We start from the raw sequence: 22,098 nt of genomic DNA, 5'->3' as shown, positions 1-22,098 counted from the left end.
TCTTATGCTTAACTTCAAACAAATCATTTTCATTATCGGTATTTTTCTGGCGATACTAACAGGATTTATGCTGGTACCAATGGCTTTTGCACTGTTTTATGCTGAAGAAACCATTGGAGACTTTATGATCTCTGGGTTGTTTACCGGCTTTATCGCCATTCTGTGTATTCAAAATGGCCGACACCATCATTTCAACCTCAACATCCGCGACATGTTTATGCTGACAAGTGTAACTTGGTTTGTGGTCAGCTTATTTGCAGCCTTACCCTTCACGCTTTATCACGGTATTAATTATACCGACGCTTTTTTTGAAACTATGTCAGGCATTACCACCACAGGTTCAACGGTTTTATCTGGTTTAGATAATATGGACCATAGTATTTTAGTCTGGCGTTCATTATTACAATGGCTTGGCGGCATAGGCTTTATTGTCATGGCCGTGGCAATCCTACCGTTTTTGAATGTGGGGGGTATGCGCTTATTTAGGACCGAATCCTCTGATTGGAGTGACAAAACGATCCCCCGCACCCAGCATATGGCTAAACACTTATTCTTGATTTATGCGGCATTAACAATGCTATGTGCATATTCTTATCACCTTGCTGGCATGCACTGGTTTGAGGCAATCAATCATGCAATGACAACATTATCGACCGGAGGATACTCAACCTCAGATAAATCAATGGCCATCTTTTCACATTCGGCTCATTGGGTGAGTATCGTGTTTATGTTGGCAGGCGGATTGCCGTTATTGATGTTTGTACAAACCATACAGCAACGCAGCTTACGCTTATGGAATGATCAACAGGTAAAAGGATTTTTACGCTTTGTGTTACTGGTGTCATTTTCGTTAGCCTTTTGGCTTTGGCAACACCAGCAAATAGACTTTTTAGATGCATTAAGATTAGCCAGCTTCAATGTCATTTCGGTTATCACTACCACAGGTTATGGGTTAACGGACTATCAATCTTGGGGGGCTTTCGCCAGTGTGATATTTCTATTTCTAATGTTTATTGGCAGTTGTTCTGGCTCAACATCTGGTGGGATAAAAATATTTCGTTTCCAAATCGCATTCTCAATTATGCGTCAACAAATTAAACAACAGTTTCATCCTAACGGGGTGTTTAAAGACAAATACAATGGCCATCGTATTCGTGATGATATTGTCCGCTCAATCATGGCGTTTTTTATGCTGATGGTTATCGTGATATTAGTGCTTTCAATTACATTAGTACTGACAGGGTTAGACCCAATGACCAGCTTTACAGGAGCGATTACTGCGGTCACCAACGTCGGACCAGGCCTTGGTCCTATTATTGGCCCAGCAGGAAACTTTGCTCCACTTCCTGACGTAGCAAAATGGGCATTGGCACTAGGAATGTTATTAGGGCGCTTGGAAATACTGACTGTCGCAGTGTTGTTTCACCCTAAATTTTGGCGTTATTAATATTGCTTAGGCAATGACGACTCCAGAAGACGCTAAATGGGTAATATGGTCAGCATAGGCCTTCACATCGTCCCAATCAGTATAATCAATAATTGCAGTAGGATCGGTGGGGCCATCGGTCATCTTCATAATAAGGCGGATCATTAAGCTGTCATACCAAGGCCAAGAAGGATAATCGACTTTACCGGCAATAATTTTGACATCTTGGGGTTTCCACGCCGATAAGGTTAAAAACTTCTGTAAGTATTTATTGTTCTCGGGGATGCGTTTTTCTGGCTTGCGAGCGACGACATTGACGCAAAAAAAACTATTGGGTAACTGCGACAAGTGTCGCTGATTTTCACGAACAAATTCAAACACCGATTTGTGATATGAGCCATATAAGACACAAGCCCCTAACGCAACAGCTTGGTATTTAGACCAATCGATTGGGGTTTTATCTTGAATATTCATCACATCACAATTATCGCCTTGGGATTGAATTTGCTCTGAAATTGCACGGCTAATATGTGCGGTGTGGCCACCCCGAGAATAATACAACACTAAAACATTGGCCATTTTTGATTCTCATTGCTGATTGATTTTCATCAGTTTGGCAAAAAAAGTCTCTTAAAACCCCTGCAAAGATCACAAATTAGAAATGGCTCATATATTTAATCGTTTAAATTGAGATCTCTATGAAGCAAAAGTATTATGATATAGAAAACAAAACTGAACCCAGACTAACTCGCAATTAAAGGTTACATAAGGACACTCATGAAGCAAGATATCGATGTCGCAACGATGCTTATTAATGCCGAAACGGCTGCACAATGGTTAAAAGCCATTGCGAATCCTTACCGCTTAATGATTTTATGTTTATTGTTAGAACAAGAATTAAGTGTCACGGAGTTAAATGAGACAGTGCCGCTGAGCCAATCAGCATTGTCACAGCATTTAGCGGTACTGCGTACCCAAGATTTGGTCAACACTCGTAAGAGCTCACAAGTGGTTTATTACACGCTTAAAAATGAGCAAGTAACCGAAGTTATCTCTATTCTACATCGACGCTACTGCGCTTAACTAACATAAAGGCTTAAATAGCGTTGAGAGTGAATAGTGTGCCCAATAATATGTCATTGGACACGCTGTTGGTGTCATGAGGTTACATTTGCCCTGTTATTTGTTTGGCATAATCATCGACTTTACTCCAATCCGTAAACTCGAACGTTCCCTGTGTATCGGTCGGTCCTTTGGTCATCCACATGATAAATCGGATCATAAACTTATCGAAGAAACCGTAACGAGGGTAATCTATCTTACCCGCAAAGACGCCTAATAGCTGAGGCTTCCAAGCCGAGAGTCCTAAAAACTTCACCATATAAGGATTGGTTTCTGGAGTGTTTTTTTCAGGCTTTCTTGCCACAACGTTTACGCTAAAAAAACTGTTCCGCTTGGTATCGAGTATGGCTTTGTGTTGCTCAACAAACTTGAACAATTCTGGTCGATGTTTGCCATATCGAATACTGGCACCAATAACGACTTTATCGACACAAACTAAATCATCCGCGTCAGCCTCCGCTAGGTTAACCACCCTAACCTGCTCGCCATTTGTCATTAAAATTTGCTTGATTTGCTGACAAATTGCCAGCGTCTGCCCATCGACTGTAGAGTACAGAATTGCAGTTTTCATCATTAATTTTTCCAAAACGTAGGGGTGAATAACACCAATAAGGTGAACACTTCTAATCGACCAAATAACATCGCCATCACCAGTACCCACTTGGCACCGTCTGAAATACTGGCATAATTTGATGCCACATCACCCAGACCGGGTCCTAAGTTATTTAAACTCGCGGCAGTGGCACTGAATGCGGTAATGGCGTCCATGTCCATGGCCATTAAAATCACCATACACGTCACAAATACTAATGCGTAAGCGGAAAAGAATCCCCACACCGCATCAATAATTCTATCGGGTAATACCTTTGAGCCGATCCTAATGGAATACAAAGCCTTAGGATGAACTAATCGTTTTAGCTCACGTGAACCTTGCAAAATAAGTAGAATGAAGCGGATGACTTTCATGCCGCCGCCAGTAGAACCAGCACACCCACCAATAAAACTTGAGAATATTAATAAAATCGGTAAAAACAACGGCCAAGAATGGAAATCTTCAGTACCAAAACCTGCGGTAGTTGAAATCGATACCACTTGGAAGAAGGCATAATCAAGGGTTTTCTCAGGAGTATCGTAAATACCTGACTGGTATAATGTCGCAAAACAGATTGCGGTCAACACCAGTTGCACGGCAATCAAAACCCTAAACTCCGCGTCTTTTAGGTAGACCTTAACGTTAATACCACGGCGAGTAAATGCAGCAAAGTGCAAGCTAAAATTGGCTGCCGCAATGAGCAAGAAAACAGCACAAATCACATTAATTAACGGGCTTTCAAAATAGCCTATACTCGCATCATGAGTAGAAAAACCGCCAATCGCAATGGTCGAAAATGAATGACAAATCGCATCAAATGCATCCATACCAGCAAAGTAGAATGCTAAAGCACAAGCGGTAGTGAGCAAAAAGTATATATACCATAAAGCCTTAGCTGTTTCGGCGATGCGAGGGGTCACTTTAGTGTCTTTAACCGGGCCTGGTACTTCAGCTTTGTACAGCTGCATACCACCAATACCCAACAGCGGTAAAATGGCTACGGCTAAAACGATGATACCCATACCACCCATCCACTGCAGTAAATGGCGATAAAACAATATTGACTTAGGTAAATTATCTAGCCCAACAATCACGGTAGCGCCCGTGGTGGTTAAGGCTGAAAATGATTCAAAAAAACTGTCGGTCCAACTTAAATCGGGGTTATTAGCAAAAATAAACGGCAGCGCACCTATGGATCCCAGCACTGTCCAGAACAGCACCACAATCAAGAAACCTTCACGAGTTCGTAGATCACCTTTTTGATGACGGTTGGGGTACCACAATAAAAAGCCTAAAAAAATACTGACAAAAAAGGCCTGAATAAAAGCAGTACCGCCACCATCTTTATACAAGATAGCCACTAATGCTGACGGCAACATGGTGATTGAAAATAACCCCATCAGCAAACCTGTGATTCTAATAATTGTTTTATATTGCATTAAGGATTCTGTTTAAGTTGTGCTGCGTCGGATTTAACTATTGAGTGACATTCTGGCATAAGTTAGTCATAGCTCAAACTGTAAACGTTACTTGTAGTTGGCCCTGAGTCAGTGTCGCTAATGCTTGATTAAAAGCCTGATGGTGTGATTTAGCCAGCTCAAAGTGTATTTCAACAATGTCGCTAAACATTTTATCCGTCACCACGCCATCATGTTGAGCAACTAAATACTCAACATCAGTTAGTTGTGCATAATGGCACACTAAGCTTGCCCGATACCTTAAATGCTTCACCTGAGTGTGTATTTGCGTTAATCCTTGCTTGATACCCGAAGTATAAGCACGCACTAAACCACCGACACCCAACTTGGTGCCACCAAAATAACGCACCACAATAGCACCAAGCTCACCCATGTTTGCGCCTTGTAAGCACGCTAACATGGGTTTGCCGGCACTACCTGATGGTTCACCATCATCACTGGACCCCATATCAATGGTGTTTTCAGGGCTGCCAGAGACAAAAGCATAACAATAATGATTCGCTCCAGGATATTGCCGCTTTATGTCAGTAAGTGCTAACTTCATATCATTTGGGTGTGGACAATGAAATAACAAAGAGATAAAGCGACTATGCTTTATCTCTTCTTGAATCAATACATTAGCTGTTGGAACTGAATAATATTCAATCAACTAAACCAAACTCTCTTGTCATGTTTTCCACTCGGTTATGATGCACTATCACATTATCTTCAATACGAATACCACCAAATGGACGCAGCTCAGCAACAGTTTGCCAATTAATGGCTAGCTTAGCGGTTGCAGATAGTTGCTCAAGCAAGGTATCGATAATGTAAATACCAGGTTCAATGGTGAGTACCTGATTTGCTGCTAACACTCGGGTGCAACGTAAAAATGGGTGATCATCTGGCGCGGCGACATTAGTACCACGTTCATCATGAGCATAACCGCCCATATCATGGACTTGTAGCCCCAACATATGACCTAAGCCATGGGGGAAAAATGCTCGGGTAATGCCTTGGGCAACTAACTGCTCAACCGTACCATTAGCCAAGCCAAAATCAATCAATAACTGACCAATGTGCTCGTGAGTCGCAATGTGGAGATCGGTGTATTTAACCCCGGGTTTCATGGTGTCAATGATGGCTAATTGCACCTTATTGAGTGCATCAATTAGTTCACAGAATCGGTTTTTTTCAAATGCATAAGTTCTTGTTATATCAGCAGCATAGCCGTGATAACTGGCCCCAGCATCAATGAGAAATGATAAACGCTGTGCTGGGTTTATATGTTCTAAAGCAGTGTAATGCAAAATAGCGGCATTTTGATTTAATGCGACGATATTGCCATAAGGCACTTCGTTTTCACCCTGGCCAATTTCGAGCAAATAACGCTGCTGTATTTCAAACTCGCTAGCGCCATTATAAAAAGCATTTTTGGCCGCTAAATGACCTTTTACGGCAATTTGATTCGCTCGGCGCATGCACTCAAGTTCATATTCGGTTTTATCCGCACGATGAAAATGTAAGTAGTTCATCACAGCATCGGGATTTCGAGAGGTAAATCCTAATACATCTGCAACATCCAAATGCTCACCAACATACGCCCATTGAGTTATCTCTTTGGGTAAATATTCGGCAATATGATCCGCTTTGGTTAATAATTCAATCTCGAAATGCTCAGTCCAAAAGGCATCAGGCAAATCATTCACCTTGTGCCAAAAATCGACCGGACGGTAAAATACTAAACGCGGTTTATCTTGGCCGTTGGCAATAATCCAACAATTAGGATTATCTAAAATCGGCAACCAAGCTTTAAATTGCGGGTTCACTTTAAAGGGATAGTTTAAATCATCTAAAAACTGTCGGTGCGGCTGACCAGAATGAATAACTAATCCTGAAATATTCTCACGCAGACAAATTTCAGCGACTCGACGATTTAGCTCACCGATGTGTGCATGATATAGATGGGCTAACAGATCCATTGAGTATCCCTTTTTTAATAAGTGTTAACTTGATCAGTCTATCACAAACATAAAAACTCCTCCCTAGATGATAAGAAATTAAACGGCCGTTTAAATTGGTTGTTGTAATTTGTCTCATTTAGTCGCACACTGATAATTAGCTGGTCAATAGATGGCCGAAACCGCTGTGATTCAAGCTTGATAACTGCACAGTAAAATAAGATGTGGAAGTCGCTTTTAAGCAATAAGGAAGCAAGCAATGATCTACCAAAGCCCTACCATTCAGGTTGAGTTACTTGAAGATAATATTGCCAAACTGTGCTTTAACGCACAAGGTTCGGTAAACAAATTTGACAGAGAAACCATAGCCTCTCTTGATGCCGCGCTAGACAGCATCAAACAAAACACTGACATTAAAGCCTTATTGCTGACATCAGCAAAAAGCACTTTTATTGTTGGCGCAGACATCACTGAATTCTTAACCCTATTTCAACAAGACGATGCAACCTTGTTAGCTTGGGTTGAACAAGCCAACGCGGTATTCAATAAGCTAGAAGACTTACCGTTCCCAACGGCCTCTGCCGTAAACGGTTTTGCGCTTGGTGGTGGTTGTGAAACCATTTTAGCAACTGACTTACGTGTTGCAGATACCAATGCTCGTATCGGGTTACCAGAAACAAAATTAGGTCTTATTCCTGGTTTTGGTGGCACAGTGCGATTGCCTAGAGTGATTGGTGCAGATAATGCGCTTGAGTGGATCACCACGGCTAAAGATCAACGCCCAGAAGATGCCTTAAAAGTAGGTGCTATTGATGCCGTTGTTGCACCAGAGAATTTACAAGCCGCAGCGATCCAAATGTTGCATGATGCACTTAATGGCAGCCTTGATTGGCAAGCCCGACGTACCAAAAAGCAATCACCATTACAGTTACCAAAGCTTGAAGCCATGATGTCTTTTGCCACAGCGAAAGGCATGGTGTTCTCAGTTGCAGGCAAACATTATCCCGCGCCAATGGCCGCTGTGAATGTTATTGAACACGCTGCAGGTTTAGATCGTGATGGCGCATTAAAAGTGGAAGCACAGGCTTTCATTAAATTGGCTAAAACAGACGTTGCCCAAGCCCTAATTGGTATTTTCTTAAATGACCAATTTGTAAAAGGTAAAGCAAAGAAAGCCGGTAAGCTGGCTCATGATGTAAACCAAGCCGCGGTATTGGGTGCAGGTATCATGGGTGGTGGTATTGCATACCAAAGTGCCAGCAAAGGCACGCCGATTGTCATGAAAGACATCGCTCAGCCAGCATTAGAGTTAGGCTTAAACGAAGCAGCTAAAATCCTTACGACTCAAGTTGCTCGAGGCCGCTCTACGCCAGAGAAAATGGCTAAAGTATTAAACAACATTACTCCTTCATTAGATTATGCCGCCATTAAACATAGCGATATCGTTGTAGAAGCCGTTGTTGAACATCCAAAAGTGAAAGCGACAGTGCTTGCAGAAGTCGAACAATACGTATCTGAAGATGCCATTATTGCGTCAAATACTTCGACCATCTCAATCAATTTATTGGCAAAAAGCCTGAAGAAACCAGAACGTTTCTGCGGTATGCACTTCTTTAACCCTGTGCATAAAATGCCATTAGTTGAAATTATCCGTGGTGAGCATAGCTCTGAAGAAACCATCGCAACCGTAGTGGCTTACGCTAGCAAAATGGGCAAAACCCCAATTGTGGTAAATGATTGCCCAGGCTTCTTCGTTAACCGAGTATTGTTTCCATATTTTGCCGGCTTTAGTGGTCTACTCGCTGAAGGTGCTGATTTTGCTGCTGTCGATAAAGTGATGGAAAAACAGTTTGGCTGGCCTATGGGCCCAGCATACTTACTTGACGTAGTAGGTTTAGATACCGGTCATCACGCCCAAGCTGTAATGGCAGAAGGCTTCCCTGACCGCATGGGTAAAAATGGCAAAGATGCTATCGATATTATGTTTGAAAACAAGCGTCTAGGTCAAAAAAATGCCAAAGGTTTCTATGCTTATTCTGTCGACCGTCGCGGTAAACCGAAGAAAGACATTGATCCAACAAGCTATGAATTATTGCACGCCACTTTTGGTGAATTAAAGGCATTCGAGTCTGATGATATTATCGCTCGTTGTATGATCCCGATGATCATCGAAACCGTCCGTTGTTTAGAAGAAGATATTATTGCATCACCTGCTGAAGGCGATATGGGTCTGGTTTACGGTATTGGTTTCCCACCATTCCGCGGCGGTGTATTCCGTTACTTAGACACCATGGGCGTAGCAAACTTTGTTGCCCTAGCAGACAAATACGCACATCTGGGTGGCTTGTATCAAGTTACCGATGCAATGCGTGCACTTGCAGCCAACAACGGTAGTTACTACCAAGCCTAATTAGCGGGAAAGGAATTAAATCATGAAACAAGCTGTTATCGTAGACTGCATTCGTACCCCAATGGGCCGTTCTAAGGCTGGGGTATTTAGAAATGTACGTGCAGAAACCTTGTCTGCAGAACTAATGAAAGCGCTATTAGTGCGTAACCCACAACTAGACCCTAATGACATTGAAGATGTGATTTGGGGGTGTGTGCAGCAAACCCTTGAACAAGGTTTCAACATTGCTCGTAACGCATCATTATTAGCTGGTATTCCTAAAACAGCTGGCGCCGTTACCGTAAACCGTTTATGTGGTTCGTCAATGGATGCCCTTCACCAAGCGGCTCGTGCCATTATGACCGGCCAAGGTGACACCTTCATTATTGGTGGTGTTGAGCACATGGGTCATGTACCAATGAACCACGGTGTTGATTTCCATCCAGGCCTCGCAAACCGTGTTGCAAAAGCATCAGGCATGATGGGCTTGACCGCTGAAATGTTGGGTAAAATGTATGGTGTTACTCGCGAACAACAAGATGCGTTTGCCGTGCGCTCTCATCAGCGTGCTCATGCAGCAACGATTGAAGGTCGTTTTGCCAAAGAAATTTGGGGTATTGAAGGCCACGACGCAAACGGCACACTGATTAAAGTGATGAATGACGAAGTTATCCGTCCTGAAACAACACTCGAGTCGCTTGCGGGTTTACGTCCGGCATTCGACCCAGTTAACGGTACTGTGACAGCGGGTACATCATCAGCATTATCAGATGGTGCTTCTGCTATGTTGGTCATGGAAGAGTCAAAAGCGCGTGCCCTTGGGTTAACGATTCGAGCTCGTATCCGCTCTATGGCTGTTGCGGGTTGTGATCCAGCCATTATGGGTTACGGCCCAGTACCCGCAACCAAAAAAGCATTAACTCGTGCCGGTTTGTCTGTTGCAGATTTAGACCTTATCGAATTGAATGAAGCCTTTGCTGCACAGTCTTTACCTTGTGTTAAAGATCTTGGCTTGCAAGATGTCGTCGATGAGAAGATTAACCTTAACGGTGGCGCGATTGCATTAGGCCACCCACTAGGTTGTTCAGGCGCACGAATTTCAACAACCCTGATTAACTTAATGGAAGAAAAAGATGCAACACTTGGTCTTGCCACTATGTGTATCGGTTTAGGTCAAGGTATCGCAACCGTATTCGAACGCGTATAAGGTTACCAATGCCAAGCTGATTAATGATCAGTAATAAAAAACGAGCTATTTTGGCTCGTTTTTTTATTTTTTTCTTTTCCTACTTTGGCTAATGTTCCACGTGAAACATGTTTTAGGCAAAATAAAAAACGTTAAAAAAACATAAATTAATAGCAAACTTGGCAAGCATAAATCACAAGAGTAATATTAGCGCTAATTAGATTAGTTAAAATAGATAACACTCAATGACCGATATTTACACCCAAGCACAATACCAACTCGATGCACTTGGACTTCGCTGCCCAGAACCTGTAATGATGATCCGTAAAACCGTTCGAAAAATGGCCGAAGGTGAAACATTACTCATCATTGCAGATGATCCGGCTACGACTCGTGATATCCCCAGTTTTTGTGAATTTATGGACCACACGTTAATTGCCTTCGATATCAGTAAAGCCCCTTACCATTACTTGCTCAAAAAAGGATTGTAAATAATGACTATCACCTTGGAAGCTATCGCATACAAAACGGCAAAACGCGGCGCAATGAAACCCGCTTTATGTGCCAATGTGACCTTAGCGCGAGGGGTGGAAAATGATGTTTTTGGCCGACCAGGCAAACGCCAAGTTACCGTATTGTCGAAACCGCAATGGCAAATAGCCTGCCAACAGGTCAAAACAGATTTAGATTGGTTAACTCGTCGAGCCAATTTATTAATTAACGGCTACCAATTTAGCGCCGCTGATGTTGGCAAAATTATCACCATTGGAACTGAGCTTCGATTGCAGATCACCGGCGAAACCGATCCCTGTAAAAAAATGGAACTCGCGCATGCAGGTCTAGAACAGGCATTAACGCCAGATTGGCGTGGTGGTGTTACGTGTAGAGTCATCAATGGCGGATTAATTCAGCCTGGTGATCTAATCATCCTTAGCTAAGCTGTAAATAATAAATTTAGCCACATTCATTAAATAGAACTCATCTCAAATTAAGCTTGATACATTAATATCTGCAGCACATTTACCCATTTCTATTACTGACGTTATCCCGAAAAACTCATTGCAAACTTCGCTTGCGATGGGTCAACATGATTAAGTTGTTAATATACATCATCAATTGAAACAGAATTGTAGTACCCCTTATGCGTTAATTATGCGATAAAGGGGGCCATTAAATTCATTTCAACCTCATACTTAATATAAGAATTAAGAATAAATGAACTGATTTAACGCTATTCGTAAAATAAAAAACTAGAATAACAAAGCCAACAACAAACTAAAAAAATAACGGATAATTTATGTTTACACAAAAACTAACACCACTTTATACCGCGCTGGCATTAACGTTAGGGCTAAATACAGCAGCCTTTGCTGAAGTTGAAAAAACCAAATGGCTCGTCAATGCGCCTGAAAGTGCACCTCTGACAAAAATAGACATTAATGTTTCTGAAGGTACTTGGATGAATATCAATGTGTCACCAGACGGTAAACACCTTGTGTTTGATCTATTAGGCGACATTTACCAAATACCGATTGCTGGTGGTGAAGCAACCCCACTAGCACAAGGTATTGCTTGGCAAATGCAGCCCGTTTATAGTCCTGATGGTAAATATATTGCTTTTACCTCTGACGAGGATGGCGGCGATAATATTTGGATTATGAATGCCGATGGCACTAATCCCCACCCCATTACCACCGAAACGTTCCGTCTATTAAATAGCCCTGCCTGGAGTCCAGACTCACAATACCTGGTGGCCAGAAAACATTTTACCGGTACCCGCAGCTTAGGAGCTGGTGAAGTATGGATGTATCACATCGCAGGGGGTGAAGGCGTTAAACTTACAGAGCGCCCAAATGAACAAAAAGATTTAGGCGAACCCGCTTACTCACCCGATGGGCGTTACATCTACTTCAGCCAAGATGCCACCCCAGGCAAAACCTTTCACTACTCTAAAGACTCAGTTAAAGGCATTTATAAAATAAAGCGTTACGATACTCAGACGGGTGATATAGAAGTCATAATCGAAGGTACCGGTGGTGCAATTCGTCCAACACCAAGTCCTGATGGTAAAACACTGGCATACATCAAACGCGATGGATTCCAATCGACGTTATATTCTGTCGATTTAACCTCAGGTAAAGAAACCAAGCTTTATGACAAGCTTGATCGTGATATGCAGGAAACCTGGGCAATCCATGGTGTTTACCCGACAATGTCATGGACCAATGACAACAAGCACATCGTATTTTGGGCTAAAGGTAAAATAAACAAACTCGACGTAGACAGCAAACAAGTCTGTGACATTCCATTTAGTGTTAAGGCTCAACGAGACATTCAACCCTCGGTCCGTTTTACCCAAAATCTCGACCAAGATGAGTTTAATGTAAAAATGCTACGTATGGCACAAGTGTCACCAGACGGCAACAAAGTGGTGTTTGAGGCTCTAGGTAAAATTTGGATCCGTAATATAAATAATGGTAAAAAAACACGTCTAACGCGTTTAGACGAAGATATAAATGAACTGTTCCCACAATGGTCTCGAGACGGCAAAGATATTGTGTTTACCACTTGGACAGACCAACTACAAGGCACCGTTAGGGTCGTTAGCACCCGTGGTGGCAAAGCTAAAGTACTAACCAGTGAGCCTGGTAAATATGTTGAACCGACCTTTTCACCTAATGGCGACTATGTTGTTTACCGTAAAGCGCGTGGTGGCGACATAACACCACGGACTTGGTCACAAGAACCTGGTTTATATAAAGTCGATATCAAGGGTAAACAGAATACCAAACTAACTGCCAGTGGCCATCAGCCCCAATTTGGCGCGGACCCAGAACGGGTTTACTTTATGGATTCAGATGAGACACCAGAGTTCGCATCCATCGGCATGAATGGTTTTGAAAAACGGACCCATTACACCAGTGAGCATGCCACTGAGTTTCGTCTATCTCCAAACGGTGAGCACTTAGCGTTTGCAGAACGCTTTAGAGTGTATGTGACGCCTTTTGCAAAACACGGTGAAACCATTGCTATTGGCCCTAAAGCCACTAATTTGCCTATCATCCAATTGAGTACCAGAGCAGGTGAAAGCATTAGCTGGAACGGAAAAAACAACCAACTTTATTGGACCTTAGGCCCAGACTTATATCAAGCAGAAGTTGACACTCAATATGGAAAGTCTGAAACCAAAGTTGAACCTACAATCACCTCTCTGGGTTTTAAAGACAACGCTGATGTTCCACGTGGAACCGTGGTGTTTACTGGCGGCAAAGTAATCACCATGGAAAATGACAAGGTGATCGACAATGGTGTTGTCATTGTTAAAGACAATAAAATTGTTAGCGTCGGCGGTGCTAATACCACTATTCCTAAAGACGCCCAAGTCATCGACATCAGCGGCAAAACGATTATGCCAGGCTTATTCGATGCCCACGCTCATGGAGGTCAAGCAGATGATGAAATTATTCCACAGCAAAACTGGGCATTGTATTCAGGTTTATCACTTGGGGTGACCTCGATCCATGATCCATCAAATGACACCACTGAAATATTTGCCGCTTCTGAGCAGCAAAAATCCGGCAGAATTGTTGGGCCACGAATTTTTTCAACCGGTACCATTTTGTATGGCGCAAATCTACCCGGTTACACCTCGCACGTTGACTCGCTCGATGATGCTAAATTCCATTTAGAGCGTCTTAAAAAAGTTGGTGCCTTTAGTGTTAAAAGCTATAACCAACCACGTCGCGATCAGCGCCAGCAAATTATCGCCGCGGCACGCGAACTTGAAATGATGGTGGTACCAGAAGGCGGCAGTTTATTACAACATAACTTGTCAATGATTGCCGATGGCCACACAACGGTAGAGCACTCATTACCCGTTGCCTCGATTTATAACGACATCAAACAATTTTGGAGCCAGACGGAAGTCCATTACACCCCGACACTGGTTGTCGCCTATGGTGGTATTTCCGGCGAAAACTACTGGTATGACAAAACCGATGTTTGGGCTCACCCTCGGCTAAGCATGTATGTACCACACGATATTTTAGATGCACGTTCAATGCGCAGAACCACAGCACCCGACGCACATTACAACCACTTTAACGTGGCGCGTGTAGCAAATGAACTCAATGAACTCGGCGTAAAACCCAATATTGGTGCACACGGTCAACGTGAAGGTCTAGCCGCTCACTGGGAAATGTGGATGTTTGCTCAAGGTGGAATGAGTAATATGGAGGTGTTAAAAACCGCGACCATAAATCCTGCTATTACCTTTGGAATGGACCATCAACTAGGTTCTATTAAAGTCGGTAAGTTGGCAGACTTAATAGTGGTTGATGGCGATCCATTAGCCGATATCAGAACTACTGATAAAGTCACTTATACCATGGTCAATGGTAAGTTGTTTAACTCAGAAACCATGGATCAACTAAATGGTGATAAACACCAACGTAAACCATTTTTCTTCGAGAAAATCTAAACCAGTTAATATGTTAACTTACAATAAAGTGACTTAGACAAAAAAGGGCTGTTCCACGTGGAACAGCCCTTTTTATTATCGATCAAGACTCATTAAAACTGCCCATAACAATGACAATCTGTGGTGTGGTCATTAACCATCCCCACCGCCTGCATAAACGCATAGCAAATTGTGGGCCCGACAAAATTAAAGCCAAGCTTTTTTAATGCCTTAGACATAGCTTCAGACTCAGGAGTTTGCACTGGAACTTGACTCAATGATTCAAACTGATTAACGTTAGGCGAACCGCCGACAAAATCCCACAAAAAAGTAGCAAAATCATTACCCTGCTCTACAAAAGCCATATAGGCTTTGGCATTTTTGATGATCGAGTTTATTTTAAGTCGATTACGCACAATACCCGGTTCAAGCATTAATGCTTCCACCTTGTGTTGATCATATTGGGCAATAATACTGGGCTCAAAATTGGCAAAAAATTGCTCATAGTTTTGCTGCTTTTTTAAAATAGTAAGCCACGATAATCCAGCCTGCTGACCGTCTAAACATAACTTAGCAAAAAGCTGTTTGGGATCAAATTGAGGTCGTCCCCAAACCGTATCGTGGTATTGCTGATATAAAGGATCTTCACTTACCCAACCACATCGGTTAACTTGCATACTAGAGTCCCATTAACGTTTTTATGTATACGTTAAAAAATAACCTACATCTGCCTTGCTCGACAAGGTATAATCATAACCATTTTCTATTAATAGCCTGACAGTAGTAGACATGACGACGAAACACGACGTAAAGACATTTCAGGGTTTTATTCTAACCCTTCAGGAATATTGGGCGCAACAAGGTTGCGCTATTGTTCAACCTCTGGATATGGAAGTTGGCGCTGGTACTTTTCACCCGCAGACGTTCTTGCGTTCATTAGGCCCAGAGCCAATGAGCAGTGCATATGTGCAACCGTCTCGCCGTCCTACTGATGGACGTTATGGTGAAAACCCTAATCGCCTACAACATTACTATCAATTCCAAGTAGTCCTCAAGCCATCGCCAGACAACATCCAAGAACTTTATCTTGGCTCACTTGAAGCCCTCGGCATTGATACCCAAATACATGATATTCGCTTTGTTGAAGACAATTGGGAATCACCAACATTAGGTGCTTGGGGATTGGGCTGGGAAATCTGGCTTAATGGAATGGAAGTGACTCAGTTTACTTATTTCCAGCAAGTCGGCGGCATTGAATGCAGCCCCGTTACCGGTGAGATCACTTACGGACTTGAGCGTCTAGCGATGTATATTCAAGAAGTTGATAGTGTATACGATCTTGTTTGGACCGACGGACCTTTAGGTCGTGTCACTTATGGTGATATTTTCCATCAGAACGAAGTTGAGCAATCAACTTATAACTTTGAACATGCCGATGTCGACTTTATGTTCACCCTGTTCGACCAGTGTGAAAAAATGTGCCATCACCTTTTATCACTCGAAAAACCGCTACCATTACCTGCTTACGAGCAAGTCATGAAAGCATCACATGCTTTCAACTTACTTGATGCTCGCCATGCTATATCAGTTACCGAACGCCAGCGTTATATTCTTCGCGTTCGCACGATGGCAAAAGGTGTTGCAGAATCTTATTATCAAGCACGTGAAGCTCTTGGCTTCCCAATGTGTAAGTAGAGGTAACGAATGAATTTTGAAAACTTACTCATTGAAATTGGTACCGAAGAGTTACCGCCAAAGTCACTGCGCACTTTAGCCGAATCATTTCTAGCAAACTTTACCGATGAATTAACCAAAGCAGATTTACCTTTTGAATCTGCAACTTGGTACGCAGCCCCTCGACGTTTAGCGATTAATGTCATTGGTTTAGCACAAGCTCAAGCCGATAAAGTGATTGAAAAACGTGGACCCGCAGTCAGTTCAGCATTTGATGCAGACGGTAATCCAACTAAAGCAGCACAAGGTTGGGCGCGTGGTAACGGTATTACTGTTGAACAGGCCGAACGTTTAGTGACCGATAAAGGTGAATGGTTAGTTCATCAAGCTAAAGTAGTTGGCGTTGAAACAAAAAGCTTAATTACTGACATGGCACAGCGAGCGTTAGACAAGTTACCTATTCCAAAACGAATGCGTTGGGGTTACAACAAAACGCAGTTTATTCGCCCTGTGCACACAGTGACCATGTTACTAGGTAGCGAAATAGTTTCTGGCGAATTACTTGGGATTAAATCTGACCGCGTAATTCGCGGACATCGCTTTATGGGCCAAGCGAGCTTTGAATTGGATCATGCAGACAACTACCTCGCCGCGCTTAAAGAGCAAGGAAAAGTCCTTGCCGATTATCACCTGCGTAAATCACTGATTAAAGCCGATGCTGAAGCCGCTGCAGCCAAATTAGGCGGCGTTGCCGATATTGAAGACAGCTTATTAGAAGAAGTGGCCTCATTAGTTGAATGGCCAATTGTATTGACGGCCAGTTTTGAAGAAAAGTTTTTAGATGTGCCTTCTGAAGCCTTGGTTTACACCATGAAAGGTGACCAAAAATACTTCCCCGTATTTGATAAAGCAGGCAAGCTACTGCCTAACTTTATTTTTGTTACCAACATCGAATCAAAAGATCCACAACAGATTATATCAGGTAACGAAAAAGTGGTGCGCCCTCGTCTTGCTGATGCAGAGTTTTTCTTTAATACTGATAAGAAACAAAAGCTTGAATCTCGTATTGATAGCTTGGAAACTGTGGTATTTCAAAAACAACTGGGCACATTAAAGGCCCGAGTTGAGCGTATTTCAACGCTAGCTGGTTTCATTGCAACGCAAATGAACGACAATGGTGTAAACACTAATAGTGCTGATGCCAGCCGCGCCGGTTTATTGTCTAAAGCCGATCTTATGACCAATATGGTTATGGAGTTTACCGACACTCAAGGCACTATGGGCATGCATTATGCCCGTTTAGACGGCGAAGAAGAAGCCGTTGCCGTGGCGCTTGAAGAGCAATACAAACCTAAGTTTTCTGGGGATACAGTACCAACAGCAAGCGTATCATGTGCCGTTGCGTTAGCTGAAAAGCTCGATACTTTAGTGGGTATTTTTAGTATTGGCCAAGCTCCAAAAGGGGCGGCTGACCCATTTGCCCTTCGCCGTGCAGCCATTGGTATTTTACGCATTATCGTTGAAAACAAACTGCCACTCGACTTAGTTGAATTAATAGCTAAAGCTCAAGCATTGCACGCAGCTAACGTGACTAATGCCAATAGCGGCGAAGATGTCCTTGAGTTCCTGCTCGCACGTTTCCGTGCTTGGTACCAAGATAAAGGCATTCAAGTCAATGTTATTTTGGCCGTACTTGCTCGTCGCCCTACTCGTCCAGCAGACTTTGACAGCCGTATTAATGCTGTTTCTCACTTCCGTGGTTTAGACGCTTCTACCGCGCTTGCAGCAGCGAATAAACGGGTATCGAATATTCTGGCTAAAGTTGAAGGTAAACTGCCTGAAACCATCAACCAAGCACTATTAACCGAAACAGCAGAAAAAGCCTTAGCCGACAAACTAGCACAACTGCAACCGCAGTTAGCCCCCTTGTTTGCCAATGGCGATTACCAACAAGCATTAACCTTGCTAGCTGACTTACGCGAAAGTGTCGATCTGTTTTTTGAAGATGTGATGGTAATGGCTGATGATGAAGCATTGAAAAATAATCGTTTAGCCTTATTAACCAATCTTCGTGAGCAGTTCTTACACGTTGCAGATATTTCATTACTGCAATAGTTTGCTTCAGCTGCCACTAAAATGAAGTGACAAAGCGCCGAAAGGCGCTTTTTTATGGGCGTTATACTCATTAAGCCTAAACTTGGGGTCATAAATGGTTATAAAACTGCTCCTATTCCCGGACTGAGGTTAATTTAAAATTGCATAAGCTTTTGATGTAATGCAATAAAATCTTCTTCGTTACACTCTACTTGAGCTAACAAAACCGTTAATGCCGGTTTAGGTAATTTATCGACTTGCTTTAGCATTGAGCACTCACTAATAATATTAGCTTTCCAGACTAGCAGTGCCATATCGTCTGTAGGCTTAATATTACTATTGGCAAGGAGAGTTAATGGCGTTTCAAAGTGTTGTGGTAGTTGCCAATAACGGGCTAAAAGCGCACTCAGGGTTAACGACTTTGTGGTCATGACCTGCTTAAATAGCTGTGAGTTAGGCTGATCTCCAGGTTCAGCTTGATAAAAAGCATCTACCAGCATTTTAAAAATAGCAATTTTACCGACATCATGGAGCAAGCCCAAAAGAAAAGCACTGTCACGCTGATCAGGCTTGGCTAACTCGCTGGCCAAGAAAGCCACTTGCATAGAGTGGCGCCAAATTTCAGCGCCGAACCGTCTAAAATAAATAGGTTTTATATCTATCAACTGACGGGCTAAACACGCGGTAATAAATTGCCTTAATTGCTGTCGACCCACTTGAACTAATGCTTGCTGAATACTACTAACATCACTATTCGCTCGTTTGAAAGCGGATGAATTACAAAGTTTAAGGACTTCAACACACAATAATGGATCTTGCTCAATGAGTTTTATTAACGCTTGGGTTTCAATACTGTCATCGGCAAGTTTTTTATCGAGTTCCAGTATTTTACTGGGTAGCTTTAATACGTTTTCTGCAATCGATTGAGGTGAGCTTAATGCCTGTTCAATATTTCGCATCACGCTACGCTCTAAATTATTGGCGATCCCAGTTACTGTCGTTTGTTGGTTTGAAAATAACAAACTATAAAATAAACTAGACAAGTCTAACTGTGATTCAGCGGCTTGATTTACGGTGATCTCAATTACAGGGACTGGCGCTTTCGGTTTAGTTTGTTGACGTTTCTCTACTGTGGTTATGCCAGTAAATTTGACTTGTTCATTGTGGTCACGAAAATTAAATAAATTTTTAAAAAAACTAATAACCACGATTACAAACCTTATAAGCTGTTGATTAATTGCTATATTGATTATAATAGCAATCAATATAGTAAAAAAATGGGTGCCAAAGGCACCCATTTACACACATAATTTATGTTATACGTCTAAGTTTGCAACATTAAGCGCATTGGTTTCAATAAACTCACGACGCGGCTCAACTTGGTCGCCCATCAAACACGTAAAGAGCTGATCTGCAGCAACTGCATCTTCAATAGTCACACGTAACATACGACGGGATTCCGGATCCATTGTGGTTTCCCATAACTGTTCAGGGTTCATTTCACCCAAACCTTTATAGCGTTGAATATAAAGACCGCGTTTCGCTTCACTAATCGTCCAATCTAGCGCTTCTAAGAAACTTTCAACGTCTTTAACACGTTCGCCACGTTGTACGTAACCGCCTTCTTCAATCATACCGTGTAACGCAGCACCTAATTTAGCCATACGTTGGTAATCCGTTGACGTGAAGAAGTCATGACCAAATAGATAGCTGAAATCAATACCGTGTTTACGGATTGTCACACTAGGAGTGTAAACCTTACGTTCAGGATCAAGCATGACATTCGCAGTGTAGATAATGCCACTATTTTCACGCTCAACTAATGCCGCAATAAAGTCATTGCACCATGTGGTCATTTTCGCTTCGTCATTCAACACATCCGCGGTGACTTCTGGGTGATACAACATACGGTCAAGTAAGTTGGACGGGAAGCGTTTTTCTAGACGCTTAATGATGCGTTCAACTTCACGATACTGCGCCACCAAGCGCTCTAATGGCTCACCAGACATACCAAAAGCACCTTTGCTTGGGTAAATACTTGTACCATCAAGTGCTTGAGTAGTTAAATATTCCGTTAACGCGGGTTCGTCTTTTAAATATTGTTCTTGCTTACCTTTTTTTACTTTAAAGAGCGGTGGTTGAGCAATATAAATATATCCACGTTCGATCAATTCTGGCATTTGACGGAAGAAAAAGGTCAGTAGCAAGGTACGGATGTGTGAACCGTCGACATCAGCATCGGTCATGATAATGATATTGTGATAACGGGTCTTATCAGGGTTATACTCATCACGGCCAATACCACAACCTAATGCCGTGATCAGTGTTGCCACTTCTTGAGACGATAACATTTTGTCAAAACGCGCTTTTTCTACGTTTAAGATTTTACCTTTCAGTGGAAGAATAGCTTGGTTTTTACGATTACGCCCCTGCTTGGCAGATCCGCCAGCAGAGTCCCCTTCCACTATATATATTTCAGAAAGACCAGGGTCTTTCTCTTGGCAATCAGCTAACTTACCAGGCAAACCACCTAAATCTAATGCGCCTTTACGACGAGTCATTTCACGCGCTTTACGAGCCGCTTCGCGCGCCCGTGAAGCGTCAACAATCTTGCCAACAATTAATTTAGCATCTGCTGGGTTTTCTAATAGGTAATCGTTTAACTGCTCACCCATCGTTTGCTCAACAGCGCTTTTCACTTCGCTAGAAACAAGTTTATCTTTCGTTTGCGAGCTAAACTTTGGATCCGGTACTTTAACAGAAATAACCGCAGTTAAGCCTTCGCGCGCATCATCACCGGTGGCGTTGGTTTTACCTTTTTTGTTATAACCTTCACGTTCCATGTAGTTATTCAAGTTACGCGTCAATGCTCCACGGAAACCGGCTAAGTGAGTACCACCATCGCGCTGAGGAATATTATTGGTAAAACAATAAATATTTTCTTGATAACCATCGTTCCACTGCATTGCCACTTCAACGGTAATACCGTCTTCGCGTTCGTGTGCAAAATGGAATACATCTTTGTTAATCGGCGTTTTGTTACGGTTTAAGTAGTCAACAAAGGCTCTAATACCACCTTCATATCTAAAGAACTCATCTTTATTCTCGAGCTCGTCAACTAAACGAATGCCCACACCAGAGTTCAAGAATGAGAGTTCACGTACTCGTTTGGCTAAAATTTCAAAATGGAATTCAAGATTATTAGTAAACGTCTCACTGCTTGGCCAAAAACGGAGTTCGGTGCCGGTTGTCACCGCATCGCCGATTTCTTTGATAGGCGCATCAGGTACACCATGAGTATAAAACTGCTCATAGATTTTACCTGCACGACGAATAGTTAACTGCAGCTTTCGCGATAAAGCATTAACGACCGAAACACCCACACCGTGAAGTCCACCAGAGACTTTGTATGAGTTGTCATCAAACTTACCACCAGCATGAAGTACGGTCATAATCACTTCAGCAGCAGAGATACCCTCTTCCTCATGTATCGAAACAGGAATACCACGACCATCGTCTTTTACTGAGACTGAACCATCGGAATGAATGGTAATGGTGATTTCGCTACAATGGCCTGCTAAAGCTTCATCGATAGAGTTATCAACCACTTCGAATACCATGTGATGAAGACCTGTGCCATCATCAGTATCACCAATGTACATACCAGGTCTCTTACGGACTGCATCAAGGCCTTTTAATACCTTGATACTCGAAGAATCGTAACTATTCTCTGACATA

The 22,098-nt window shown here is 42.5% G+C and carries 17 protein-coding genes; 9 read left to right on the top strand and 8 right to left on the bottom strand.

Annotation, left to right across the window (positions count from 1 at the left end; all coding sequences use genetic code 11):
* Window positions 1-4 precede the first annotated feature (4 nt).
* Window positions 5-1,447, top strand: coding sequence for a TrkH family potassium uptake protein (locus AAEZ02_RS09090; RefSeq protein WP_124012930.1), 1,443 nt, complete (start codon window positions 5-7; stop codon window positions 1,445-1,447).
* A gap of 6 nt (window positions 1,448-1,453) precedes the next feature.
* On the opposite strand, the gene hemG (AAEZ02_RS09085) is transcribed toward AAEZ02_RS09090, so the two are convergent.
* On the bottom strand, window positions 1,454-2,005 hold the full coding sequence (gene hemG / locus AAEZ02_RS09085; protein WP_124012929.1) for a menaquinone-dependent protoporphyrinogen IX dehydrogenase: 552 nt from the start codon (window positions 2,003-2,005) through the stop codon (window positions 1,454-1,456).
* Window positions 2,006-2,203: 198 nt separating this feature from the next.
* Here hemG (AAEZ02_RS09085) and AAEZ02_RS09080 point away from each other — a divergent pair, with 198 nt between their 5' ends.
* Window positions 2,204-2,509, top strand: a complete 306-nt coding sequence (locus AAEZ02_RS09080; RefSeq protein WP_101033465.1) for an ArsR/SmtB family transcription factor — start codon at window positions 2,204-2,206, stop codon at window positions 2,507-2,509.
* Between the two features lie 82 nt (window positions 2,510-2,591).
* Here AAEZ02_RS09080 and hemG (AAEZ02_RS09075) read toward each other — a convergent pair whose 3' ends face one another.
* The 4 genes from hemG (AAEZ02_RS09075) to pepQ form a co-directional block, all read right to left on the bottom strand.
* Window positions 2,592-3,119, bottom strand: coding sequence for a menaquinone-dependent protoporphyrinogen IX dehydrogenase (hemG, locus tag AAEZ02_RS09075; RefSeq protein ID WP_124013015.1), 528 nt, complete (start codon window positions 3,117-3,119; stop codon window positions 2,592-2,594).
* Between the two features lie 2 nt (window positions 3,120-3,121).
* Window positions 3,122-4,579 (bottom strand): TrkH family potassium uptake protein, encoded by a 1,458-nt coding sequence (locus AAEZ02_RS09070; protein ID WP_124012928.1) that lies wholly within the window; start codon window positions 4,577-4,579, stop codon window positions 3,122-3,124.
* Window positions 4,580-4,652: 73 nt separating this feature from the next.
* Window positions 4,653-5,267: a YigZ family protein gene (locus AAEZ02_RS09065; protein ID WP_124012927.1), complete on the bottom strand. Its 615-nt coding sequence runs from the start codon at window positions 5,265-5,267 to the stop codon at window positions 4,653-4,655.
* Complete coding sequence (gene pepQ / locus AAEZ02_RS09060; RefSeq protein WP_124012926.1) at window positions 5,260-6,579, bottom strand: Xaa-Pro dipeptidase; 1,320 nt, start codon at window positions 6,577-6,579, stop codon at window positions 5,260-5,262. The genes AAEZ02_RS09065 and pepQ overlap by 8 nt, the downstream gene beginning before the upstream one ends.
* A gap of 238 nt (window positions 6,580-6,817) precedes the next feature.
* Here pepQ and fadB point away from each other — a divergent pair, with 238 nt between their 5' ends.
* The 5 genes from fadB to AAEZ02_RS09035 all read left to right on the top strand — a co-directional run bounded on the left by fadB (window position 6,818) and on the right by AAEZ02_RS09035 (window position 14,613).
* Entirely contained in the window at window positions 6,818-8,968 is a 2,151-nt protein-coding gene (gene fadB / locus AAEZ02_RS09055) for a fatty acid oxidation complex subunit alpha FadB (RefSeq protein ID WP_351077419.1), read from the top strand.
* Window positions 8,969-8,990: 22 nt separating this feature from the next.
* On the top strand, window positions 8,991-10,154 hold the full coding sequence (gene fadA, locus AAEZ02_RS09050) for an acetyl-CoA C-acyltransferase FadA (RefSeq protein ID WP_101033460.1): 1,164 nt from the start codon (window positions 8,991-8,993) through the stop codon (window positions 10,152-10,154).
* 224 nt (window positions 10,155-10,378) lie between these two features.
* Complete coding sequence (gene tusA, locus AAEZ02_RS09045; RefSeq protein ID WP_101033459.1) at window positions 10,379-10,624, top strand: sulfurtransferase TusA; 246 nt, start codon at window positions 10,379-10,381, stop codon at window positions 10,622-10,624.
* A 3-nt stretch (window positions 10,625-10,627) separates the two neighbouring features.
* Window positions 10,628-11,071 (top strand): MOSC domain-containing protein, encoded by a 444-nt coding sequence (locus tag AAEZ02_RS09040; RefSeq protein WP_124012924.1) that lies wholly within the window; start codon window positions 10,628-10,630, stop codon window positions 11,069-11,071.
* A gap of 359 nt (window positions 11,072-11,430) precedes the next feature.
* On the top strand, window positions 11,431-14,613 hold the full coding sequence (locus AAEZ02_RS09035) for an amidohydrolase family protein (RefSeq protein ID WP_124012923.1): 3,183 nt from the start codon (window positions 11,431-11,433) through the stop codon (window positions 14,611-14,613).
* A gap of 92 nt (window positions 14,614-14,705) precedes the next feature.
* On the opposite strand, the gene AAEZ02_RS09030 is transcribed toward AAEZ02_RS09035, so the two are convergent.
* Window positions 14,706-15,269 carry a DNA-3-methyladenine glycosylase I gene (locus AAEZ02_RS09030; RefSeq protein WP_101033456.1) on the bottom strand — a complete coding sequence of 188 codons (564 nt, stop codon included), beginning with the start codon at window positions 15,267-15,269 and terminating at the stop codon, window positions 14,706-14,708.
* Window positions 15,270-15,381: 112 nt separating this feature from the next.
* Between AAEZ02_RS09030 and glyQ the strand changes: the two genes are divergently transcribed.
* Entirely contained in the window at window positions 15,382-16,287 is a 906-nt protein-coding gene (glyQ, locus tag AAEZ02_RS09025; RefSeq protein ID WP_101033455.1) for a glycine--tRNA ligase subunit alpha, read from the top strand.
* Between the two features lie 9 nt (window positions 16,288-16,296).
* Window positions 16,297-18,381, top strand: coding sequence for a glycine--tRNA ligase subunit beta (gene glyS / locus AAEZ02_RS09020; RefSeq protein ID WP_124012922.1), 2,085 nt, complete (start codon window positions 16,297-16,299; stop codon window positions 18,379-18,381).
* A gap of 134 nt (window positions 18,382-18,515) precedes the next feature.
* On the opposite strand, the gene AAEZ02_RS09015 is transcribed toward glyS, so the two are convergent.
* Window positions 18,516-19,568: an HDOD domain-containing protein gene (locus AAEZ02_RS09015; RefSeq protein WP_351122799.1), complete on the bottom strand. Its 1,053-nt coding sequence runs from the start codon at window positions 19,566-19,568 to the stop codon at window positions 18,516-18,518.
* A 108-nt stretch (window positions 19,569-19,676) separates the two neighbouring features.
* Window positions 19,677-22,097 carry a DNA topoisomerase (ATP-hydrolyzing) subunit B gene (gene gyrB, locus AAEZ02_RS09010; RefSeq protein ID WP_124012920.1) on the bottom strand — a complete coding sequence of 807 codons (2,421 nt, stop codon included), beginning with the start codon at window positions 22,095-22,097 and terminating at the stop codon, window positions 19,677-19,679.
* Window position 22,098: the final 1 nt, after the last annotated feature.

The organism is Shewanella sp. T24-MNA-CIBAN-0130, from assembly GCF_040310185.1.
Taxonomy (GTDB): Bacteria; Pseudomonadota; Gammaproteobacteria; order Enterobacterales; family Shewanellaceae; genus Shewanella; species Shewanella psychromarinicola.
The sequence above is the reverse complement of the archived record's forward strand: the minus strand, read 5'-3'. Positions and strand labels throughout refer to the sequence as shown.

Coding starts and splice junctions, on each gene's coding strand:
- AAEZ02_RS09040 (WP_124012924.1), top strand. CDS start 10,628: ATGACTATCACCTTGGAAGCTATCGCATACAAAACGGCAAAACGCGGC.
- hemG (WP_124012929.1), bottom strand. CDS start 2,005: ATGGCCAATGTTTTAGTGTTGTATTATTCTCGGGGTGGCCACACCGCA.
- fadA (WP_101033460.1), top strand. CDS start 8,991: ATGAAACAAGCTGTTATCGTAGACTGCATTCGTACCCCAATGGGCCGT.
- gyrB (WP_124012920.1), bottom strand. CDS start 22,097: ATGTCAGAGAATAGTTACGATTCTTCGAGTATCAAGGTATTAAAAGGC.
- tusA (WP_101033459.1), top strand. CDS start 10,379: ATGACCGATATTTACACCCAAGCACAATACCAACTCGATGCACTTGGA.
- glyS (WP_124012922.1), top strand. CDS start 16,297: ATGAATTTTGAAAACTTACTCATTGAAATTGGTACCGAAGAGTTACCG.
- AAEZ02_RS09070 (WP_124012928.1), bottom strand. CDS start 4,579: ATGCAATATAAAACAATTATTAGAATCACAGGTTTGCTGATGGGGTTA.
- AAEZ02_RS09090 (WP_124012930.1), top strand. CDS start 5: ATGCTTAACTTCAAACAAATCATTTTCATTATCGGTATTTTTCTGGCG.
- hemG (WP_124013015.1), bottom strand. CDS start 3,119: ATGAAAACTGCAATTCTGTACTCTACAGTCGATGGGCAGACGCTGGCA.
- fadB (WP_351077419.1), top strand. CDS start 6,818: ATGATCTACCAAAGCCCTACCATTCAGGTTGAGTTACTTGAAGATAAT.
- AAEZ02_RS09035 (WP_124012923.1), top strand. CDS start 11,431: ATGTTTACACAAAAACTAACACCACTTTATACCGCGCTGGCATTAACG.
- glyQ (WP_101033455.1), top strand. CDS start 15,382: ATGACGACGAAACACGACGTAAAGACATTTCAGGGTTTTATTCTAACC.
- AAEZ02_RS09030 (WP_101033456.1), bottom strand. CDS start 15,269: ATGCAAGTTAACCGATGTGGTTGGGTAAGTGAAGATCCTTTATATCAG.
- pepQ (WP_124012926.1), bottom strand. CDS start 6,579: ATGGATCTGTTAGCCCATCTATATCATGCACACATCGGTGAGCTAAAT.
- AAEZ02_RS09080 (WP_101033465.1), top strand. CDS start 2,204: ATGAAGCAAGATATCGATGTCGCAACGATGCTTATTAATGCCGAAACG.